We start from the raw sequence: 19569 nt of genomic DNA, 5'->3' as shown, positions 1-19569 counted from the left end.
GTGCAGCGTGTGATCGAGCTGACCGGGTGGGAGCCACTGGGGGTTTCTGTCGACTGGGCGGCGATGGAAGAGGAGCTGCGGTTCCCACTGCCGACGGACTACAAAGAGCTCTTCGAGGCCTTTGGTGGCGGCGTATTCTCTGATTCCGTCTTCTTTCTCGCGCGGGACGAGGGCCTCGCTTTCGACTTCCTCACGCAGTGGCGAGCGGACCTTTCGGTCGATCAGGACAGAGGGGCCGATGAAGTCTCCGCCGTGGATCCCCACTCGGTGTACGCGCCGGGCGGAAAGGGCCTCGTCACCTGGGCCTCCACGGAGTGGGGCGATGAGTACTGTTGGCTGATCGACGCCCAGCGGCCCGGCGAGTACCCCATTCTCGCCCGAGTCGAGGACAATGAGTGGCGCCGGTACGACATGTCCACATCGGAATTCCTCTACAGAGTTCTCGCGGACCCCGACTTCCAACCTTTCGGAATCGCGCGGTTCGACCTCGGCACGACGTTCAAGCCCGGCTCCGGCGACGACACCTGACGCGCTGACACCGACGTTCGAGCCGGTCACGGCCTCCGCCGTGACCGGCGCGCTCCCGTCGCGGCCCGGACCGCAGGGGCGTGCCGGAGAGGGCCTCGGTTGGCGTGCACGGGCGAAGACGACCACAGCTGAGCGGTTCGCGCGGCGTCGGCGGTAAGACGCCGTTATGTAACGTCCCATAAGGTTATTCCGGGGGGATCGCCGGACATTCGGCACCCCCGGCCTCAGTCAACGATCGGAATGTGGAAAGAATGTCGGTCGAGCGAACAGCTGGACGTGGATTGCGGATTGCCGGATGGGCGCTGGGCTCTGCCGGATTGGCTCTGGCCGCGGGCGCGATTCTGCTGATCGGCACCGGGTACACGTCGGCCAGGGTCAACAGCGACGCCATGGATCCGACCTATTCCCCCGGTGAAGTCGTCTTCCTCGAAAGAGTCGACGCGGGTGCGATAGAGCGGGGTGATGTGGTGCTCTACCGCACGGAAAACCGTTACGAGGGCATGGCCGTACTACAGCGCGTGATCGGCATGGGTGGCGACCACGTCAGGCAGAGCCCCGGCGGGCCCGTGACGGTGAACGAGAAGCCGCTTGTCGAACCGTACCTCAAGGACAGCGGTCCGTCCGGCGTGGTCCGGGCGTACGATGTGGTGGTGCCCGAGGGACGGCTCTTCCTGCTCGGCGATCACCGTGCGAACGCCAACGACTCCCGCTTCTTCCTCACCGAGCAGTCAGGCAGCATCGCGGCCACCGCGGTCCGGGCACGGACCCTCGACAGCCACACCGGCCTGCTCATGCTGGCATCGACCGCCCTGCTCGGGCTCCTCCTCGCCGCGGGCGGGCTCGCGGCCGGAATTGTCTCCTGGGTCAAGCGGCGGGCGGGGCGTTCCCTTATGCGGTGAAGTCCCAGGCACTGACACACGCTTGGCCGTCGGTTCATGCCGACACTCCGCTGAACGGCGACGCCCCGAGGAGCATCGTCAACCGTACGGGGACCGGAGGCGGGGCCCAGCCGGCCATTGCCATGTCTTATTGGTTTGCCACCGGCCGGCGCGGTCGGATAGGAAGCTCGCATGCTAAGGGGCAGCAAGGTCGGGCTCAGGGCCCGGCACGAGGACGACATCCCGATCCTACGAACCGAACTCTACGACGACGTGGTCAACGCCTCGCGATCCGAGGTCCGGCCATGGCGGCCGATCTCACCCGGCTCGAAGGACTCGCGGCTCGTCGTGGACGACACCGAGCAGGGCAACGTTCCGTTCTCGGTGGTGGAGTTGGACGGCGGCGCCCTGGTCGGCACCGCGGCGCTGTGGGGCATCGACAACCACAACCGGTCCGCGCACATCGGACTGGGGCTGCTGCCGTCCTCCCGCGGCAAGGGCTACGGAACCGACGTGGTCGCGGTGCTGTGCCACTACGGTTTCGTCGTACGCGGCCTGCGACGGCTACAGATCGACACGCTGTCGGACAACGCCGCGATGCTGCGCTCCGCCGAGCGCAACGGCTTCGTCCGCGAGGGCGTGCTGCGCTCCTCGGCCTGGGTGATGGGCGAGTTCCTGGACGAGGTGCTGCTCGGCCTCCTCGCCCAGGACTGGAAGCCGACCGCCGGGGTCTGAATTCTGTCCAGCGCATCACGGAAGTGCGTGGTCCGTTGGCCCGTCGCGCGGCTGCGGAACAGCCAGTCGAAGACGGGTTGGTACGGCGATCAGGCCGACGACCGCGCGAAGGCGGCTCCGCGTCGGCCGGGACGAGGTCCCGGCGCGGCGGGTCCGGTGTGACTGACGGGCCTCACTGCGCCAACAAGAGCAGGATCAGGATCAGGGCAGCGGGCGGAACGAGCATCATGGTGAGGTGGCTCAACGCCGTCCGTCGCATGCCCAGGACAAGGAACAGCACCAGTCCGGCCGCGAGCCAGCCACCGAAGATCCGGATGGCGGTGTGCTGGGCTGCCGTTTCCTGCTCACGGGTCGTGATCTCGTAGAACGGTACTGTGCCGATCATCATCAAGAAGAGCACACTGCTCATCAGCAGATTGCCCGCCCCGATGATGACCGCCGTCGGCTTGTCCCTCCGACGCGCGCTCTCCCAGACCCGTATGCCGCTCATTGGAGGATCCTATCCACCTGCCACGACTCGTTCGAGGCGTGGCAGGCCTGGCGGAAACGAACACCGGCGACCGGGCCGTTCGAATCGACCGAGATGCCGCGGCCCGGCCCACTCTGGGACATGACTCATGAGCACACAGGGCTCCTGTGTCGAGGTGTCGTCAAGGCTCCATGTCAGGTTGGGGCGAGGACGCAGAACTCGTGGCCCTCCGGGTCGGCCAGGCACGTCCACGGGACATCGCCCTGACCGAGGTCGAGGTCGGTGGCGCCGAGGGCCCGCAACCGGGCCACCTCCGCCGCTTTGTCGTCGCCGGGGTGGGGAAGCAGGTCAAGATGGACGCGGTCCGGCACGGTCTTCGCATCGGGCGTACGGATGAATTCGAGATACGGGCCCACACCCTTGGCGGAGCGCAACACCGCCTGATCGTCGGTCACCTCGCTCAGGGGCCAGTCCATCGCCTCGCCCCAGAACCGGGCCATGGCCCGCGGATCCACGCAATCGACCACCACCGCGGCGATCGGCCCGGTGTCCCGGTAGACCTCCCGAGGCTCCAGCACACAGAACTCGTTGCCCTCGGGGTCGGCGAGGACCGTCCACGGCACGTCGCCCTGGCCTACGTGGGCAGGCGTCGCACCGAGAGCCTGGAGGCGCGTGACCAACTCCGCCTGGTGGGCGGCAGAGGTGGTGGCGAGGTCGAGGTGCACACGGTTCTTTGTCGCTGTCTTGGGTTCCGGGACGGCGACGACGTCGACGCAGACGGCGACCGGGTCCGGCCAGACGAGGCCGCCGACGGGGCCAACGTAGGTGGTCACGCCGGAAGCTGAGCGGTAAGCACTCCAGCCGAGCGCCTCCGCCCAGAACCGCCCGACCGCCGCGTCGTCCAGAGCCTTGATGTTCACCTGAACAGGTCGCAGTGCCATGCCGACGATCCTATGCGCCCTCGCCGCGTCGGATCGGGCGATGTCGCCACGTTTGGTCCGTTGCCCGCGCTGCGGCTGATGGTCGTCGGCAGCGCGCGAGTCCACGCCGCCTCGTTGGCAGCGTGGACGCGGCCCAGCGGGATACCGCTGCTCATGGAGCGCCCCCGCGTCAGATCTCAGTCAGGTGTCAGTCAGACGTCAGCGGCAAACGGTGTCAGATGGAAACGGCGACACCGTTGAACGTCGTCTCGGGCGTCTGGGGGCTGGTGAAGCGGGCGTTGACAAGGTAGAGGCGATCGCCCCAGCGCGCGGCCGTGGTGGGAACGTCGAAGCGGGGGTCGGTGATCGTACGGCGCAGGGTTGCGGTGCGGACCTTGGCGTCGAGATCGAACACGCTGATCAGATTCAGCCGGTTCTGCACGACGTACAGCGTACGACCGATGCGGACGAGACCGTCGCCGTTGACGACGTTGTCCGCGCCGCTCAGGGCGATCTCGGTGGCGTGACCGGTCTTGAGGTCCACGTGGTAGAGCCTGCCGGCCGTGCTGCTGACGACGATCAGCCCGCGGCCGTCGGGGGTGCCCACGACGCCGTTGGCGTTGTTCACGTCGGGCAGCTGCACCCAGTCGCCACTGAGCGGCAGGCTGAGCACTTCCCCTGCGCGGCCGCGCGGTACTCCGTGGAGCACGCTGTCGCGCGAGTCGGTGAACCAGGCGCGACCGCCGAGCAGAATGACATCGTTGACGAAGTGGCCGCTCTGGCCGGTAAGTTGGTACGTGCTCACGAGCTTGCCGGTGCGGGAGTCGATGACCCGCGCGGATCCGCCGCCGCCTCCGGCGACGTAGAGCAGGCCGTCCCGGTCCAGTTTGAGGCCGATGGCCACCGTGCCGGTCGCCCCGGCGTAGATGAATCCGCCCTTGCCAGTGCGCAGATCGGTGCGGTAGACGGCGCCGTTGGCGCGCGATCCCATGTAGGCGTACGGCTTCTCGCCGATGCTGATCCCCTCGGGGAGAAACCCGTCGGGAAGCGGGAACTCGGTCGGGTACGCGCGAGTCGGGGCGCCGGAAGCGGCGCTCGCCGTACCGGCGTTGGCCGCCACCGCGAGCGCGGCGGCGGCACCGGCGAGAAGCGTGCGTCGGGACGGACTGGGATGGTTCTGGGACATGGTTCCGGGCCTCCGGGCAATGTCGGATGGGACTCGGCGGACTCAGTGGTTCAACGTTCCAGTAACTCGGTCAACGGCGTCAACTCTGTTGCGCCTTTTGCCCGTTCGTCACGGACCGTCAGCTGCGAGTCGCCGTGAACGTACCGTCCGTACCCGATCCGGACAGCGGTAGGTCACTTCCGCCGACGAAGGGCACGCGTCGCGATCCGTGGCGTCAGCAAGGTCTCGGGGCGGCGGTTGAGTGAGAGCACCCCGAAGAACGCTTCGGCGACGACCGGGTCGGTGTTGGCCACGGCCAGCACGCGCGCCAGGTAGTCCTGCTGCGTCCTGCCGAGCCGACCCGTCCGCGGTCCGTCCGTGCCCGGGTACCGGCGGTCCTCACCCGTGGCGATCATCCAGGCCGGCCTCACACACATCGCCACCGCTCTCTGCGTCTGTCGTGTCCGGGCAGCGATGTCCATCGGCTCACGCCTGTGGATCTGGCCCGCAATGACCTGGGCTTGGAGGGCCGCGACCGTCATGCCGTGCCCGTAGACGGGGTTGAACCGGCACAGGGCGTCTCCGACCACCAGCAGTCCGCGCGGCCACCGTTTCACGCGTTCGAAGTGCGTCCACTCATTCGCCGTCGCCCGGAAGGCGACCGCGTCCGACAGCGGCACCGCGCCCTTCAGCGCCTGCGACAACTCGGCCGAACGCAGCGACGCGGCGAACGCGAGCCATTCCTCCTCATCGGTGGGTGGTTGGTGTTCGCCTTGTCCGATGAGTGTGACCAGCCAACGGCCGCCGTCGACCGGAAGGAGCACACCGCCGCGTGGCACGTCCGGGTTGCCCTGGAGATACATGGCCTTCCAGGGTTCCTCGTCGTCCGGGCGCCGGTAGTAGCGGGAGGAATAGCCAAGACGCGCGTCGATCCGCTCGGTCGTCGGCATGGGGCGGCCCAACTCGCTCAGCCAGCCCGCGGCACGGGAACTGCGACCGGCGGCAACGACCACCAGCTCCGCCTCGACGGTGAACTCCGCTCCGTCCGCGCCCCGTTCACGCAGCCTCACGCCTCCCACCGCCTGCCCGGCCCGCGCCGGAAGAAGCCCGGTCACCTCATGACGGTCCAGCACGGTCACCGCGGACCCGTCCGCGACGACCGCGCGGCGCAGGGCCGACTCCAGGAGTTCGCGTGAGACGGACAGGTACTCCGTTCCGCGTACGCCGGTGAACCACCGTGCGGCGGAGAGCCACCGCATCTGTTCAGGGGCGCCGACCACAGCACCCCCGGCGGCTTCGAGGCGGGTGACGACACCCGGCAGAAGGTCTTCCAGCGCCGCCATGCCGCGCGACCACAGGATGTGCGCATGCCTGGACTGCGGTACGCCGGGCCGGAACACCGGGGGCCCGTCGCGGAGCGCGTCCCTCTCGATCACCGTGACACGCTCGAAGCGCCTGCCCAGCACATGGGCGGCGAGCAGACCGGACAACCCGGCGCCCACCACCAGCGCGTGACCCGTCACATCACCCGTCATCACGCACACCCTTCAACGGCGATCGCGCTCCGTATCATCTCGCACACGTCGGGTGGGCGACAGGGGGCACGAGGCAACGGCACACGTGCGCGGCGCGAGTCACGGTACGAGACGGCCCGTCATATCGCGTCGCGCTTGCGGGAGTTCACAGGGAGGCCGATGGTGCGGTCGGACGGCGAGCAGGCCCTGCCGCTGGAGTGAGACCGGCTGCCGCTCGTCCACGGCGGTGTGTCCGGGGACAACACCTCCTACGAGATACACGATCCGCACAGCGGTCGGATACGCGTCTTCACCGGTAGCCCGTACCGCGCCTCCACCGCCTACTGGCTGTCGGAGGTGGAGGACCGCAACGGCAACAGCATCTCCTTCTGGCGCCGCGATGGAGCACCGACGGCCGTGCGGCGGGACAGCGCCCGTCGGGGCTGTGTCGTGGACAGTCATGGACTTGTCGAATATCGATATGCTCCGCTAGCCTCCGGCATATCGACAATCGATGGGGAGGGGTGCGATGAACACGCGACTCACGAGGACTCTGGCCTCGGTGACCTTTGCGCTGGCGGTGCTCTGTGGGCTTGCCTTCGTCGGCAAGGGGGTCGTTCACATGGCCGACGACGGGGCGGTCTGCGTGCAGACGGACTTCTGGCGCAATGCCTCGCTGACGCACGGCCTGCCGGTTGCCACCGGCGTAGACGCGTCCAGCAGTGCCGCGACCCTCTGCCAGGACAGCCCCTCCGCGGGTCAGCGCGCCGCCGATCTCGGGGGCGCGCTGCCCTGGCTGCTGTTCGGCTCCCTCGCGCTGCTGCTCTTCTCCCGGCTGCTCAAGGCCGTCCTGCTCCAGGGGCCGTTCACCGACGCGGTGTCGCAACGGCTCTCCGTGCTCGGCTGGTTCGTCGCCGTGGGTACGCCGCTGGTCGGCCTCGTCGTCGGCTGGTCGCATTCCTGGCTCGTCGCGAGCATGGCGCCGATCGTAGGATCCGAGCCGACGGTCTCCGGGCCGACGGTGCTGGTCCTCGCCGGCCTCGCCGCGGTGATCATGGGGAAGATCATGCGGGAGGGCGTACGCATGCGAGAGGACCTCGAAGGGACCATCTGATGCCCGAGGAGGAACTCCACACGATCCGGATCCACCTGGACCGGCTACTCGTCGAGCGCGGCATGACGCTCACCGAACTGTCCGCACAGGTGGGCATCACCGTCGTGAATCTGTCCGTGCTCAAGAACGGGCGGGCCAAGGCCATCCGCTTCTCGACCCTGTCGAGGATCTGCGAGGTCCTCCGGTGTCAGCCAGGAGACCTGATCACCCACGACCCCGCCGAGCCCAGCTGAGCCGCCTCCGCCCTCCCGCGGCGGAGGGTGCGGGCGGGCAGTGGATGCGGGGGCGTACACCGTTGCGTCCCCGTCTCGCGCGCGAGAAGTCGGGCCCGAAGCCGAAGCTTTGGCGGCGCGCGCCGATTCGGCCGGTGAACGCAACGGCGTGGCCCTGGGTACGCCCGCGGCGCGGATGTGCGCCGCAGGCGCGGCGAACCCCTCTATGCTCAGGCGTTGATTGACGGCATTTGCCCCATCTTGCGGTGTACCTACCCAAGGAATCGGATACCGACATGCCACTGCCAACCTCCGCATGCGACGCCCCGGACGCGACCGGGAACCCCACCGCCCTGATGGCCGCGCTGGAATCGGTCATCGAGCAGACCATCGCCCCCCAGGCCGACGAAGTGGACGCCACCGGCCGTTTTCCCCGCTCCGGTGTAGAGGCGCTGGGCCGCGCCGGGATCCTCGGCGCCACCAGCGCGACGGCTGTCGGGGGCGGCGGCGTCCCGCTCGGCCAGGCCGTCGCCTTCGTACGACAGCTCGCCCGCTCCTGCGGCTCCACCGCCATGGTGGTGCTCATGCACTACGCCGCCACCGCGGTGATCGAGGAACACGGCCCCGACAAGACCCGGCGCGCGATCGCGGAGGGCTCCCACCTCACCAGCCTCGCGTTTTCCGAGGTCGGCTCGCGCAGCCACTTCTGGGCCCCCGTGGGGACCGCGACGCCCGACGGTGAGTCCGTCCGTCTCGACGCGCGCAAGAGCTGGGTGACCTCGGCCGACCAGGCGGACAGCTACGTATGGTCAAGTCGCCCCCTGCGGGCCGACGGGCCGATGAGCCTGTGGCTGGTGCCGGGCGACGCGCCCGGGCTGACCGTCGCGGGCGCCTTCGACGGCCTGGGTCTGCGCGGCAACGCCTCCCGCCCCATGACCGCCGAGCGGCTGACCGTACCGGCCTCCGCGCTGCTCGGCGCGGACGGCGCGGGTCTGGACCTGGCACTGGCGCTCGCGTTGCCCCGCTTCCTGGTCCTCAGCGCCGCCTGCTCGCTCGGCACCATGGACGCGGCCATGGAGCTGACCCGGACCCATCTGACCCGGACCCGCCTTTCCCACCTGGACCAGACCCTCGCGGACCAGCCGACCGTCCGCGCCCGCTACGCTCCGCTGCGCATCCGGACCGACGAGGTGTCCGCCTTCCTGGACGACACCGTGGCCGCCCTGGAGTGCGGTCGCGCGGACGCGACACTGCGGGTCCTCCAGGTCAAGGCCGTCGCGGCCGAGGCCGCACACGACGTGACGAGCGAGGCCATGCGGCTGTGCGGCGGCTCCGCCCTACGTCGGGAGTCGGGCCTCGAACGCCGCTTCCGCGACGCGTTGGCCGCCCGGGTCATGGCCCCCACCACCGACGCGCTGTACGACTTCGTCGCCCGGGCGAGCCTGGGCCTCCCGGTCTTCGGGGAGGCCGGCGCATGACACTGCTGGTGGGCGCGGTCGCCTACGACCCCAAGACCGTCACCATCTGGGCAGGTTTCCGCTCCTGGCTGGCCGAGCGGGGAGCGGCGACGGACTTCGTGCTCTACTCCCATTACGAACGGCAGGTCGAGGATCTCGTGGCCGGCCGCATCCAGGTGGCCTGGAACTCCCCGCTCGCCTGGCTCCGCGCCCGACGGCTGGCCGCGGCCCGCCGCGTCGTCCTGCGCCCGCTGCTCATGCGCGACACCGACCGGGACCTGACCTCGGTGGTCGTGGTGCGGCACGACTCCCCGCACCGCAACGTCACCGACCTGAAGGACACCACCGTTGCGGTCGGAGCCCTCGATTCGCCCCAGGCGACGTTGATCCCGCTGTCCCATCTGAACGGCCTCGGCCTACGCCCTCACGATGACTTCCGGGTGGTACGGCACGACGTGGGCGTGGGCCTGCACGGCGACCACATCGGCGGTGAACGCGACGCCGTCCGCGCCCTGCTCGCCGGACAGGTCGACGCGGCCTGCCTCCTCGACGCCAACCACCCGCTGTTCGGCCGTGAGGGAACGGTGCCGGTCGGCGCCACACGCGTTCTCACCCAAACCGCTCCCTACGACCACTGCCTCCTGGTGGCCGGCGAGACAGCACCGCCCGACACCACCGACCGGTTCACCGCCCTGCTGCTCTCCATGTCGTACGCGGATCCGGACGCCCGCCGCCTCCTGGACCTCGAAGGCATGACGGCTTGGTGTCCTGAACGCACCGACGGCTACGCCGCGTTGGACCTCGCGGTGGAGGAGAGCGGCTTCTACGACGCGGACGGCCGGGTCACCGCGCCGGGATACCGGCCGTGACCTGGGAGCACCCCACCACCTCCGACGGGTCTCCCGTCGTCGATCTCCAGGACCTCGGCTTCGACGAGGGAGCCCACCTCCTGGTGGGACGCGCGCTGGCGCGGGTGCCACCCGGCGAGGAGATCGCCGTAATGGGCTGTCGCCCCGACCTGACGACCGGCCTCGCGGCCTGGTGCCGAAGCGAGGGCTGTGAGGTCCGGTTCCCCGGCCCGTCCGACGCGCGAGACGGCCGACGGTCCGACGCTCAAGGTGGCCGGCCGGGCGGCGCGCCGCGGGCGTGGGTGCGGCCCGGGCGCCGCGTGGCGGATCGCTGGTCGGGGGCCGAGCGCGCCGGCGGCGCGGCCCCCGACGGTGTCGCGGCCCGGCCCCCAGCACACTGGGGACTGGCCGCGCGCGGGGCACTCGTCGAGGCCGGCGGGCCGGAGACGGCCTTCGACTTCGCCGACCGCGATGTGGTGTGGAGCGAACTGGCACCCAGCCTCTACGCCCACGCCGCGGCAGCCCAGTGGGATCCGGCGACCGCGATCCCCTGGGACAGCCCCTTCACGCTCCCCGACGCCGTGGAGCAGGCCGTCGTGCAGATCATGACCTACCTGGTGGAGAACGAGCAGGCCGCGCTGATCATCCCGGCGCGGCTGCTCGCCCGGGTGCATCCGCACTTCCGCGAGGTGCTGCAACTGCTCGCCGTGCAGGCGGCCGACGAGGCGCGGCACGTCGAGGTGTTCACCCGCAGGGCGCTCCTCAAGAGCGGCCGTATGGGCACCTCGTCGGTCGGCGGGCGGGCCTCGCTGACCACGCTGCTGGCCGAGCCCGACTACTCCCTGGCCTCCTTCCTGCTCTCCGTCCTCGGCGAGGGCAGCTTCCTCAGCCTCCTTGCCTTCCTGGACCGCCACGCACCCGACCCCGTCACCCGGCGCGTCGTCCAACTCGCCCGCCAGGACGAGGCCCGTCACGTGGCCTTCGGCATCGCCCACCTCGCACACCAGGCCACGGTCGACCCGGGACTGCGCCACCGGCTGCGGGCCGCCGTCGAGCGACGACACGACGCCTTGGCCGACACCGCGGGGCTCAACCAGGACGTGACGGACGCGCTGATCGTCATGGCGGCCGGGGAGTGGACGCCCCGGGCGATCGCGCGCGGCCACCGCGAAGTCCTGCGGCTCCAGGCGCAGATGGACGAGGGACGCCAGCGTCGGCTGGTACACCTCGGCTTCCCGCACCACGAGGCCGCGGATCTCTCCGCCCTGCACACCCGCAACTTCATGTGAAGGAGACTGGAGCGCAAGGCTCTCGCGGCTCATGGCCTGACAGTCTCCCCGAGTCTTCGGGCAGAACTCACTCGCAGAGATGACTCCTAGGAGTCGACTGTCATGAAGAGGCTGTTGAGGCCCTCGGCCAGCAACGGGTGCGTGAAGATCGCGTTCGCCATGGTGGTGAAGGGAAGCTCGCCCAGCATGGCGACCTGAATGATCGTCATGATCTCGCCGCCTTCGGCGCCCAGCACGGCGGCGCCGAGGATCCGCTGGGTACGGGCGTCGATGACCGCCTTCATGAAGCCGCGCGTCTCTCCGGTCTCCAGAGCCCGGATCACGGCGCTCATCGGCAGCTTCGCGACGCGGACCGCACGGTTCTGTTCCCTGGCCTGCCGCTCGGTCATGCCCACGCGGCCGAGTTGCGGGTCGATGAACACCGCGTAGGGGACGATCCTGTCCCGTGTGCTCACCTTCTCGCCGCCGAGCAAGTTGGTGTGCAGGATCCGGTAGTCATCGTAGGAGGAGTGGGTGAAGGAGGGGCCGCCCTTGACGTCCCCCATGGCGTAGACGCCGGGGACAGAGGTTTCCAGGTACTCGTCGACCTCGATGAAGCCCTTGTCGCGCAGCCGGACACCGACTGCCGCCGGCGCGAGCGCCTCCGTGTTGGGGATACGGCCGATGGCCGCCAGCAGGTGTGAGCCCTCGATCCGCCGCTCGCTGTCCGACGTGCGAACCGTCAGCCGCACCCGCCCGCCGCCCGCCTCCTCGACCCGGTCCGGCTTCGCCGACGTCAGGACCGTGATCCCGTCATCCCGCAAGATGGCGGCGACCTCGTCGGAGACGTCCTCGTCCTCACTCATCAACAGGCGCGGGCCGGTTTGGACGATCGTGACGTCGCTGCCGAATCTGCGGAACATCTGCCCGAACTCCAGCCCGATGTAACCCCCGCCGAGGATGATCAGGTGCTCGGGAAGCTCGCCCAGCTCCATGATCGACGTCGAGTCCAGGACAGGGACGTTCCGCGCGCCGCTGATGGCCAGGGGTTTGGCCCTGGCGCCCGTGTCGATGACGATCACAGGCGCACTGATCTCCCTCGTCCCGCCGTCCCTCAGGGCGATCTCGACCGTCTTGGGCGCCATGAAACGGGCCTCGCCTTTGATCAGGTCGAGCCCGTCCTGATCCAGTCGTCTCGCGTAGTTCTCCCGAGCGCCGGCGACCATCGCCCGCTTGCGTTCCCGTACGGCGGCGAGGTCGACCGACACCGGGCCGGTCCGTACCCCGTACTCGGCGCCGCGCCGTGCCTGGTAGGCGAGGCGCGCGCTGGCGACCATGGTCTTGGTCGGGGTACAGCCGGTGTTCACACAGACGCCTCCCGTGTGGCCGCGCTCGACGAGCGCCACCTTCTTGCCCGCCTTCGCCAGATCGACGGGGAGGAACCGGCCTCCCTGGCTGGTACCGATCACGATTACGTCATAGCCTTCGTCTGCCATGCGCCACAGCATGATCGGCTCCGTCCGGACCGAAAAGGGCCAATCCGGTGCATTCGGTCAAGTCGTTGGGCACTGCGACGACCGGCGCGCGACGCGCCGAACCCCCGGCGCCGTGCGACGCCGAGGAGAAGGCGTGTCACTCACCGGGGTAGGCGACGTCCAGGTCGCGGCGGATCTCGTCAAGGGCGCGCATGACCCGCAGGGTCTCGTCGAGGGGCATCAGGTCGGACTCCAGCCGCCCGGCGGCGACGCATCGGGCCGCCTCGGCGGCCTCGTAGCACAAGCCGCCCTCGCGCACCGGGGGAACGTAGGAGTCGAGCAGTCCGCGCTCGCGGCTGATCAGGCGGACCGTGGCGGGGGCGTAGAAGGCGCCCTCGATCTCCAGGCGGGCGTGCGTGCCCGAGATCGACGCCGTGGTCGGGGTACGGGCGAACAGCGTGGTGTTCAGGACGCCGTGCGCGCCCGATCCGTTGGTGACGACGATCGACGCCTGACCGTCGACGCCGGTGAAAGCCTTCTCCCCCACGGCGGTGAGCGACGCGAACGGCCCCAGCACCATCGACGCGAAAGAGACCGGGTAGACGCCGAGGTCCAGTAGCGCTCCGCCCGCCAGTTCGGGGGCGAAGAGCCGGTGGGCCGGGTCCGGATTCATGAACTGGCCGTGGTCGGCGGCGACCGTGCGCACCTCACCGAGCAGCCCGGAGTCGAGCACCTGCCGGACCACGTCGATGTGCGGAAGGAAGCGCGTCCACATCGCCTCCATGAGGAACACCCCGCGTCCTCGGGCGGCCTCGATCAATCGCTCCGCCTCGTGGGCGTTGCGAGTGAAGGCCTTCTCCACGAGCACATGCCGGCCGGCCTCGATCGCCCGCATGGCGTGGTCGAAGTGCGCGGAGTGCGGAGACGCGATGTAGACGATGTCCACGCGCGGGTCGTCGAGCACTTCGGCGTAGCTTCCGTAGGCCGCCGGTATCCCGAACCGGTCCGCGAAGGCGCGCGCCCGCAGGGGATCGCGGGATCCGACCGCCACCACTCGCTGTTCGGTGCGTGTGCGCAACGCCTCGACGAAGGAGGCCGCTATGCCGCCCGGGGCGATGACACCCCAGTTCAGCGGGGGCGCGTCGCGGGGAGAAGGCGTCCTCGGCGCGGGCAGCGGTCCGCCTGCCGCGTGCTGCGGATGTCCGTCGGCCTGGCGTGGGTGCGGCATGGGGCTCCTGTCCGGAACGAGGTACGGAGGTGACACGATGCAAAGGTACGAGATGCGCGAGCAACGCGGGGCGGAGACGACAGGGTACGGAAGTCGGATGTGCGGCGCCGGAGTCGCGTCGGCGCGTCGACGGGCGGTGACGTCGGACAGGCCCGGGGGCCGATGCGGCAGCGCGCGTCGGCCTCCTCGGCGAGTGTCCGACCACGCGCGACCGACCAAGCGCCGAGGAGGTGTCCCACCGCTGTGGAGCGGCGTCACCGGCCGGCGACGCCGCTCGGCCGGATCAGCCTGTGTTCACCTCGGAGGAGAAGGAGTTGACCTTGAGGCCTGCTCCGCCCTCCCACGGTTCGAAGCCCGCCTGGACGCTCGTGAGGTACCACGAGGAGTCACCGAAGCCGCGGCTGTTGGCGTGGTTGACGAACTCCTTGACGTCGAACCGAAGGTCGGCGACGGCGGTCGGCGCCACATAGGAAATGACCCTGTTCCGGCCGTTGTCGCCCTCCCACACCTGCCACGTCGTGCCCGCGATCGTCACGGTAGCGCCGGTGTTGGAGCCGATCGGCTGGATGGGGCCGACCTTGTTGGTCCAGATCATGATCTCGACCGCGGACACACCGTCCGTCCTGGGCTCGGGGTCGAGCCAGATGTCGTAGGAGGCGTTGTAGACCCCACCAGCGGTGTATCCGTAGGACACGCTGGTCGGCGCGCCGCTGATGGAGCTGATCCGCGCGGGCAGTTCGGTGCCGGGCGAGCACGCCGTGTAGTGACAGCCGTTGTAGATCGACGGATACGACTTGGGGGCACCGTCGGTGGGGACCCGCCCCTCCGCCTTCGTCAGCTCGAAGCCGGAACCGGTGGGGTTGACGCACTGCTGTCCGGAGGCGGGGTTCCACACATTGTTCTGGACCGTGTACGCGCCGACCGTGGCCCTGTCGTACTGACCACACATCTCGGCGGCTTGCGCGGGGCCGCCCAGCGTCATCAGCGCCGCCGACGCGGTGAGGGCGGGCAACAGGGTGTGGACGGCGGTTCGCGTGGAGAGGTTCATCGCGTTCTTCCCATCATGTGGGGATGACATGGAATGGTTCGTGACCTGCCAGGACTCAGGACCTGCCAGGACTGGGACTCACCGGTGGAGAAGGAGTGGAGATCAGCGCCGGGCCGCACCGCCACCAGCGAGGTCGATCTCGGTGTTCCAGTACGCGTCCGGAGGCAGGGTGTCCCAGGGGTTCTTGTCCGCCATGGTGTCCGGGGTGACGTAGACATGTCCGGCATTGCGCCGGCGTGAGAGTTCCATGACCTCACGCATCCGGCCCTCGTCCGGGACGCCGTGGACGAGGTGCCAGACCTTGCCGGGGGAAGCGCTGCTCTCCCATGGCTCCGGCCGGTGACCACGGTAGGAGTTCTCATCGCCCTCGAAGGTGACCAGGGTGTCGGCGGCCTCGGTGTAACACTCCTCGACACCGGTCCCCGGGTTGTCGACGACCACCGCGTCGTCGCCATGGCGGCTCTCGACGTAGTTCCTCAGCTCGATGTACCGGGCGACGTCGGTGTTTTCGGAACCGCATCGCGCCATGCCCTCGTCGAAGAAGATGCCGGCGAGCCCCGCTGCGCCGTAGAGCTGGTACCAGAGGTCGACATCGGAGGTGATCTGCCGCATCCAGTCGTCCGGGTCGGTGGAGCCGGACCGCGTGGTCATGCCGGTGGTGCCGAAATAGCCGGTCGCCACATAGCCGATGACGGAGATACCGGCGGCGTCGGCCTTCTTGATGGCGGCGGTGTACTGGTCATCACCGTCGCCGGGGCCGTTGTACGGGTTGGCGACCGCCAGCCCCACCCCTGTGCCTGCCTGGGTGAGCCGGTCCCACAGTGGGCCGGGATAGAAGTAGGCGGGTACGGAGATCTTCTGGGCGCCCGCCCGAGTGGCACTGCCCGCGGGCGCCTCCCGGGCGGCGGTGGCCGGAGCCGCGCACAGGGTGAGGGCTCCGGCGGCGGCGAGCACGGCGCACATCAGGGAGCGTCTGGAATGCGACGTCATGGTGAACCTCTTTCGTGGGGGGTATACCGGTGGTCGAGTGCGCGTCTGTCGCGGGCGCGATCGGCCGTCGGCCGGGTGAGGCTAGGCGGCGACCGCCCGTCGGTGGGGCCTGTGGGGCGTGCCGCGGTGCGGACGAGTGCGACTGGAACGTGACTTCGGAAGGTTCGTTCGTGCGTACAACAGCCCTTCCGCCGCCCACGGCAGGGAGGATCGGAAGCGCTCCCGCACACTCTAGGAGCCGCCTTTCCGGCTCACAAGACCGATGGTGACGCACCGTCACATCCCTTCGGGAAGTTGATGACCGAGCGCGACGAGAGGGTGAGATCGGGATCGACCGCGCGGTGGTTCGTGCGATCGGTCGAGGGTCGGATCGACGGCGGTCGGCGCCGGTCTCCACGCCGTGTCCGTACCCGCGAAAGCGCCCGCCGCAGCGGCTTGACCTGCGTTCCCCCTCCCCCACAACACAGGATCAGGCCCCTTCGTGGCGCGGCGAGTACACCGTCTCGCGCTGTCCGCATCCCACTCCATCCCACTCCGCGACGATGGTTCCCGCCTCGTCCGACAATGCGCACCGCGGTTGATCGTTGTCACCCCCGCCGTGTCCGGGGATGGGGATCGTCATCCCTGCGTGCCCACGGACGGCGGCACCGTGGGGTGCCACGGGAAAGACAACTGTCCGGTGTCACAAGGAGACCAGGAGATCAGCCGAACCGAACGCGGCCGTCGTCGACAGTCGGGGGAACGACCACGGTGGTGGTCGCCACACCGGTCTTCCGGAGGGCGGCGATGACGGCGGGATTCGCATGCGAGTCGGTCACGATGGTGTCGACGAAACCGACGTCGGCGACTTTCGCGTGACGCGCCCTACCCAGTTTGGAACTGTCGGCGACGACGATCTTGTGCTCGGCCTGTTCCAGCATGACGCGGTCGATATCCGCCCCACGGGAGCTGTGCCGCGTGATTCCGGCTGCCGGACTGATGCCGTCCGCGCCGATGATCGCGAAGTCGAAGTGGTACGAGCGCAGCGATTCCTCCGCGCCCTTCCCGACAAGGTCATTGGAGAGAAACCTGGCGGTTCCACCGGTGACGACGACGTGGACCAACTGACGCGCCGTAAGGGACGCCGCGGTGTCGAGGCCGTTCGTCACGACTGTCAGATCCGACCGGGTGGCCAGACTCTTGGCGACGAAATCCATTGTGGTGCCGCCACTCAGTGCCATGGTGAGCGGACGGTAAGGAATCAAGGACGAGGTCAGGGCCCCGATGCGGCGCTTCGCCTCGGTGTGCTGGGAGTGCCGCACGCTCGCCGGCAGCTCGGCGCCGCGCCGAGCCGCGGTGACTTTGCCGTACGAGCGGCGCACGAGTCCGGTTTCCTCCATCAGCGCCAGATCCCGCCGGATCGTGGCCCCGGAGACTCCGAGGGCTTGGGGAAGGAAACGAACCTGGAGTTCGCCGCGCTGTGACAGAAGCTTGAGAACGATCGAGATCCGCTCGTCACGTTTCCTGTCGGTCACCGGCTGCTCCGCCGAATCCGTGAGCAGGAGAACCGGCCGGTTCCACCAGAAATCCGTGTGGTCCGCTCGTCAGGATCTGAATCACCCGGGCGATCGAGGCTTGAATCGTGGTCACCAGATTTCATGAAGTTTGGGGAAGTGTTCACGTCAGCCGACGCGGGATGCGCCGACCGACCGCAACTGTCTCCCGCGCGCTCTGCGAACGGACCAGGGAAAATCCCTAGGTCCTGTCCGGTCGATCTTCGCGGATAAGCCCGCGGCGTCTGGTGCCGTGCATCGCAAGGCGGAGGATCGCCCATGTACTGGACGTACTTGGGCGACTGACGACAACGCGGCGAGGTGCGGTGCCAGACGCCGCGGGCCCGCGAAGATCGACCGGACAGGGCCTAGTGACCCGAGACGGAGACTGGTCGCTGGTCCGGCGCGCTCCCCCTGTCCACGTCTTCCCCTGGTCCGAAGGTGCCCTGGCGTACGCCCGGATGAGCCGTTGATAGGGGGCGATCACGCCCGGCGGACCCTGGGCACACACGCCGCACCGCCTGGGCCGGACGGCCGGCGACACCACGCCGCCGGCCCCGGTCCTGGTCGCCCCTCGCGGGGGCCGATACGCCTACCCGGTAGCGGGCGACCGTCCTCGTAGTGGCCCTCACCGAGCGGTTGGGACCAGCACGGTCCCGACACGTTCTAACCGTTGATGTCGAGTGCCGTCCCGTACAGTCGATCCACCTTGAGCCGGATGACCACCCGGCGCTCGGCGACCAGCTCCGCCAGGAACGCGTCCTCGTCCGTCGGCTTCAAGGCCTTGCGAAGCATGTCGAGCAGTTCCCGCCCGACCGCGTCACCTGGGGTGGTCGTGATCTCGGAAACCTCGGCCTCGCCCTCGGCGACGGCGAACGACCACACATCGCCGCCCGGCACATGCAGGGCCGCGCGCGGGTCGCGCCGCAGGTGCTTGACCTTGACGCGGTCCGCCGTGGTGGAGAACCGCACGATGCGGGCTTCAGGGTCCCAGCTGTAGAGCATGGTGGTCAGATGAGGGTGGCCGCTGCGTTTGTTGGTGGCGAGGGTGCCGAATTGCTCGGTGCCCAGCAGGTCGGAGAGGGCTTCGTCGGACAGGATGCGCGGTGTGGGACCTTGAGTCATGACGTAAGCAACTTCCTTACGTGGCCCGGCATTCCGCCGCGCGGACTGTAGCTTGCCCGTCAACTTCCTCTGTCCTCGAAGCCGTCGCGGGCCTGCCGGGACCGTTCATGCTGCCCGGGCTCAGAAGCAGGCGCTCAACGCCTCGCGTGTTTCGGCAAGGTGAGGATGTCGGCTCCGTCGCTGGTGATGGCGATCGTGTGCTCACTGTGCGCGGTCCGGCAGCCTGTCGCGCTTCGGAGCGTCCACCCGTCGGCATCAGTGACGAGTGCGGCGGTGTCCGCCATGACCCACGGTTCCAGCGCCAGCAGCAGCCCAGGGCGCAGTTTGTATCCACGGCCAGGCCGTCCGGTGTTCGAAACATGGGGGTCCTGGTGCATCGTTGACCCGATGCCATGACCGCCGAACTCGGTGTTGATCGGGTACCCCGCCTCGCTGAGGACCGTGCCGATGGCATGGGAGATGTCTCCGACGCGAGCCCCGGGCCCGGCAGCGGCGATCCCCGCGGCCAGCGCGCGTTCGGTCGCGTTGATCATCGCGACGCTCTCCGGTGGCTCCGAGTCACCCACGATGAAGCTGATGGCGGCGTCCGCGGCGACTCCCCCTTTGGAGACGGCGAGGTCGAGCGTCAGCAGATCGCCGTCGGCGAGTGTGTAGTCGTATGGCCGTCCGTGGAGCACGGCGTCATTGACGGCCGTGCAGATGTAATGGCCGAACGGGCCTCGTCCGAAGGACGGCTCGTAGTCGACGTAACAGGACAGCGCTCCCGCTTCGACGATCATGGCCTTGGTCCACCGGTCGATGTCCAGCAGGTTCGTGCCGACCGCGCTACGACTCTTCAGGGTCTGCAGGATGTCGGCGACCAGGGCACCTGTGTCCTTCGCTCGGGTCAGCAGGGTGGCGTTGAGGATCTCGATCATGCGGCGCTCTTCTCAGGAAACCAATAACTATACCGGCCATACTATACCGGTATAAGAATCGGGGTCGAATCAGGGCCGGGCCGCACCGGCGGCGGCGCCACGTTTCCGTCGGAAACACGGTGGAGCCCACTGATCTCGCTGGTTAC

General features: G+C 69.0%; 18 protein-coding genes and 1 pseudogene. 8 read left to right on the top strand and 11 right to left on the bottom strand.

Translation table 11 applies throughout. The features are described 5' to 3' along the window. Positions 1-9: 9 nt before the first annotated feature. The 3 genes from ABTZ59_RS20665 to ABTZ59_RS20655 all read left to right on the top strand — a co-directional run bounded on the left by ABTZ59_RS20665 (position 10) and on the right by ABTZ59_RS20655 (position 2141). Positions 10-528: an SMI1/KNR4 family protein gene (locus ABTZ59_RS20665; RefSeq protein WP_351406316.1), complete on the top strand. Its 519-nt coding sequence runs from the start codon at positions 10-12 to the stop codon at positions 526-528. A 317-nt stretch (positions 529-845) separates the two neighbouring features. Beyond that, positions 846-1427 (top strand): signal peptidase I, encoded by a 582-nt coding sequence (gene lepB, locus ABTZ59_RS20660; protein WP_351406307.1) that lies wholly within the window; start codon positions 846-848, stop codon positions 1425-1427. Between the two features lie 171 nt (positions 1428-1598). Next, complete coding sequence (locus ABTZ59_RS20655) at positions 1599-2141, top strand: GNAT family N-acetyltransferase (protein ID WP_351406297.1); 543 nt, start codon at positions 1599-1601, stop codon at positions 2139-2141. 172 nt (positions 2142-2313) lie between these two features. Here ABTZ59_RS20655 and ABTZ59_RS20650 read toward each other — a convergent pair whose 3' ends face one another. From ABTZ59_RS20650 to ABTZ59_RS20635, 4 genes are all read right to left on the bottom strand, one after another. After that, the gene (locus ABTZ59_RS20650; RefSeq protein ID WP_351406289.1) at positions 2314-2631 is read right to left on the bottom strand and encodes a hypothetical protein; all 318 of its coding nucleotides are present in this window, start codon (positions 2629-2631) and stop codon (positions 2314-2316) included. Between the two features lie 173 nt (positions 2632-2804). Further along, positions 2805-3551, bottom strand: coding sequence for a VOC family protein (locus ABTZ59_RS20645; protein ID WP_351406283.1), 747 nt, complete (start codon positions 3549-3551; stop codon positions 2805-2807). A gap of 214 nt (positions 3552-3765) precedes the next feature. Beyond that, positions 3766-4716 carry an SMP-30/gluconolactonase/LRE family protein gene (locus ABTZ59_RS20640; RefSeq protein WP_351406277.1) on the bottom strand — a complete coding sequence of 317 codons (951 nt, stop codon included), beginning with the start codon at positions 4714-4716 and terminating at the stop codon, positions 3766-3768. A gap of 173 nt (positions 4717-4889) precedes the next feature. After that, a complete protein-coding gene (locus ABTZ59_RS20635) occupies positions 4890-6230 on the bottom strand; it encodes an NAD(P)/FAD-dependent oxidoreductase (RefSeq protein WP_351406273.1) in 1341 nt (446 codons plus the stop codon). A 508-nt stretch (positions 6231-6738) separates the two neighbouring features. Here ABTZ59_RS20635 and ABTZ59_RS20630 point away from each other — a divergent pair. The 5 genes from ABTZ59_RS20630 (at position 6739) to ABTZ59_RS20610 (ending at position 11129) form a co-directional block, all read left to right on the top strand. Continuing rightward, positions 6739-7323 carry a DUF2975 domain-containing protein gene (locus ABTZ59_RS20630; protein WP_351406264.1) on the top strand — a complete coding sequence of 195 codons (585 nt, stop codon included), beginning with the start codon at positions 6739-6741 and terminating at the stop codon, positions 7321-7323. Then, positions 7323-7556, top strand: coding sequence for a helix-turn-helix domain-containing protein (locus ABTZ59_RS20625; RefSeq protein WP_351406259.1), 234 nt, complete (start codon positions 7323-7325; stop codon positions 7554-7556). The genes ABTZ59_RS20630 and ABTZ59_RS20625 overlap by 1 nt, the downstream gene beginning before the upstream one ends. 275 nt (positions 7557-7831) lie before the next feature. Next, positions 7832-9013 (top strand): acyl-CoA dehydrogenase family protein, encoded by a 1182-nt coding sequence (locus ABTZ59_RS20620; protein WP_351406250.1) that lies wholly within the window; start codon positions 7832-7834, stop codon positions 9011-9013. Further along, complete coding sequence (locus ABTZ59_RS20615; protein ID WP_351406243.1) at positions 9010-9861, top strand: phosphate/phosphite/phosphonate ABC transporter substrate-binding protein; 852 nt, start codon at positions 9010-9012, stop codon at positions 9859-9861. The genes ABTZ59_RS20620 and ABTZ59_RS20615 overlap by 4 nt, the downstream gene beginning before the upstream one ends. Beyond that, positions 9858-11129, top strand: coding sequence for a ferritin-like domain-containing protein (locus tag ABTZ59_RS20610; RefSeq protein WP_351406235.1), 1272 nt, complete (start codon positions 9858-9860; stop codon positions 11127-11129). Before ABTZ59_RS20615 ends, ABTZ59_RS20610 begins: the two co-directional genes overlap by 4 nt. A gap of 86 nt (positions 11130-11215) precedes the next feature. On the opposite strand, the gene ABTZ59_RS20605 is transcribed toward ABTZ59_RS20610, so the two are convergent. From ABTZ59_RS20605 to map, 7 genes and pseudogenes are all read right to left on the bottom strand, one after another. Next, positions 11216-12604, bottom strand: a complete 1389-nt coding sequence (locus ABTZ59_RS20605; protein WP_351406230.1) for a mercuric reductase — start codon at positions 12602-12604, stop codon at positions 11216-11218. A 136-nt stretch (positions 12605-12740) separates the two neighbouring features. Beyond that, positions 12741-13811 carry a Gfo/Idh/MocA family protein gene (locus tag ABTZ59_RS20600; RefSeq protein WP_351406223.1) on the bottom strand — a complete coding sequence of 357 codons (1071 nt, stop codon included), beginning with the start codon at positions 13809-13811 and terminating at the stop codon, positions 12741-12743. A gap of 286 nt (positions 13812-14097) precedes the next feature. Further along, positions 14098-14859 (bottom strand): annotated as a pseudogene (locus ABTZ59_RS20595) (GH12 family glycosyl hydrolase domain-containing protein); the annotation flags it as partial. A 102-nt stretch (positions 14860-14961) separates the two neighbouring features. Continuing rightward, positions 14962-15849 carry a spherulation-specific family 4 protein gene (locus tag ABTZ59_RS20590; RefSeq protein WP_351406212.1) on the bottom strand — a complete coding sequence of 296 codons (888 nt, stop codon included), beginning with the start codon at positions 15847-15849 and terminating at the stop codon, positions 14962-14964. A gap of 701 nt (positions 15850-16550) precedes the next feature. Further along, the gene (locus ABTZ59_RS20585; RefSeq protein ID WP_351406203.1) at positions 16551-17363 is read right to left on the bottom strand and encodes a DeoR/GlpR family DNA-binding transcription regulator; all 813 of its coding nucleotides are present in this window, start codon (positions 17361-17363) and stop codon (positions 16551-16553) included. A 684-nt stretch (positions 17364-18047) separates the two neighbouring features. After that, positions 18048-18506 (bottom strand): PPOX class F420-dependent oxidoreductase, encoded by a 459-nt coding sequence (locus ABTZ59_RS20580; protein WP_351406198.1) that lies wholly within the window; start codon positions 18504-18506, stop codon positions 18048-18050. A gap of 134 nt (positions 18507-18640) precedes the next feature. Beyond that, positions 18641-19423, bottom strand: a complete 783-nt coding sequence (gene map, locus ABTZ59_RS20575; RefSeq protein WP_351406191.1) for a type I methionyl aminopeptidase — start codon at positions 19421-19423, stop codon at positions 18641-18643. Between the last annotated feature and the right edge of the window lie 146 nt (positions 19424-19569).

It is taken from the genome of Streptomyces sp. NPDC094034 (assembly GCF_040303865.1).
In the GTDB taxonomy this organism is placed as follows: Bacteria; Actinomycetota; Actinomycetes; order Streptomycetales; family Streptomycetaceae; genus Streptomyces.
The sequence above is the reverse complement of the archived record's forward strand: the minus strand, read 5'-3'. Positions and strand labels throughout refer to the sequence as shown.

What these genes read in the sequence shown, in the direction of transcription:
- ABTZ59_RS20655 (WP_351406297.1), top strand. Translation starts at nt 1,599, where the DNA reads ATGCTAAGGGGCAGCAAGGTCGGGCTCAGGGCCCGGCACGAGGACGAC.
- ABTZ59_RS20620 (WP_351406250.1), top strand. Translation starts at nt 7,832, where the DNA reads ATGCCACTGCCAACCTCCGCATGCGACGCCCCGGACGCGACCGGGAAC.
- ABTZ59_RS20590 (WP_351406212.1), bottom strand. Translation starts at nt 15,849, where the DNA reads ATGACGTCGCATTCCAGACGCTCCCTGATGTGCGCCGTGCTCGCCGCC.
- ABTZ59_RS20650 (WP_351406289.1), bottom strand. Translation starts at nt 2,631, where the DNA reads ATGAGCGGCATACGGGTCTGGGAGAGCGCGCGTCGGAGGGACAAGCCG.
- map (WP_351406191.1), bottom strand. Translation starts at nt 19,423, where the DNA reads ATGATCGAGATCCTCAACGCCACCCTGCTGACCCGAGCGAAGGACACA.
- ABTZ59_RS20625 (WP_351406259.1), top strand. Translation starts at nt 7,323, where the DNA reads ATGCCCGAGGAGGAACTCCACACGATCCGGATCCACCTGGACCGGCTA.
- ABTZ59_RS20645 (WP_351406283.1), bottom strand. Translation starts at nt 3,551, where the DNA reads ATGGCACTGCGACCTGTTCAGGTGAACATCAAGGCTCTGGACGACGCG.
- ABTZ59_RS20605 (WP_351406230.1), bottom strand. Translation starts at nt 12,604, where the DNA reads ATGGCAGACGAAGGCTATGACGTAATCGTGATCGGTACCAGCCAGGGA.
- ABTZ59_RS20630 (WP_351406264.1), top strand. Translation starts at nt 6,739, where the DNA reads ATGAACACGCGACTCACGAGGACTCTGGCCTCGGTGACCTTTGCGCTG.
- ABTZ59_RS20580 (WP_351406198.1), bottom strand. Translation starts at nt 18,506, where the DNA reads ATGACTCAAGGTCCCACACCGCGCATCCTGTCCGACGAAGCCCTCTCC.
- ABTZ59_RS20635 (WP_351406273.1), bottom strand. Translation starts at nt 6,230, where the DNA reads ATGACGGGTGATGTGACGGGTCACGCGCTGGTGGTGGGCGCCGGGTTG.
- ABTZ59_RS20640 (WP_351406277.1), bottom strand. Translation starts at nt 4,716, where the DNA reads ATGTCCCAGAACCATCCCAGTCCGTCCCGACGCACGCTTCTCGCCGGT.
- ABTZ59_RS20600 (WP_351406223.1), bottom strand. Translation starts at nt 13,811, where the DNA reads ATGCCGCACCCACGCCAGGCCGACGGACATCCGCAGCACGCGGCAGGC.
- ABTZ59_RS20615 (WP_351406243.1), top strand. Translation starts at nt 9,010, where the DNA reads ATGACACTGCTGGTGGGCGCGGTCGCCTACGACCCCAAGACCGTCACC.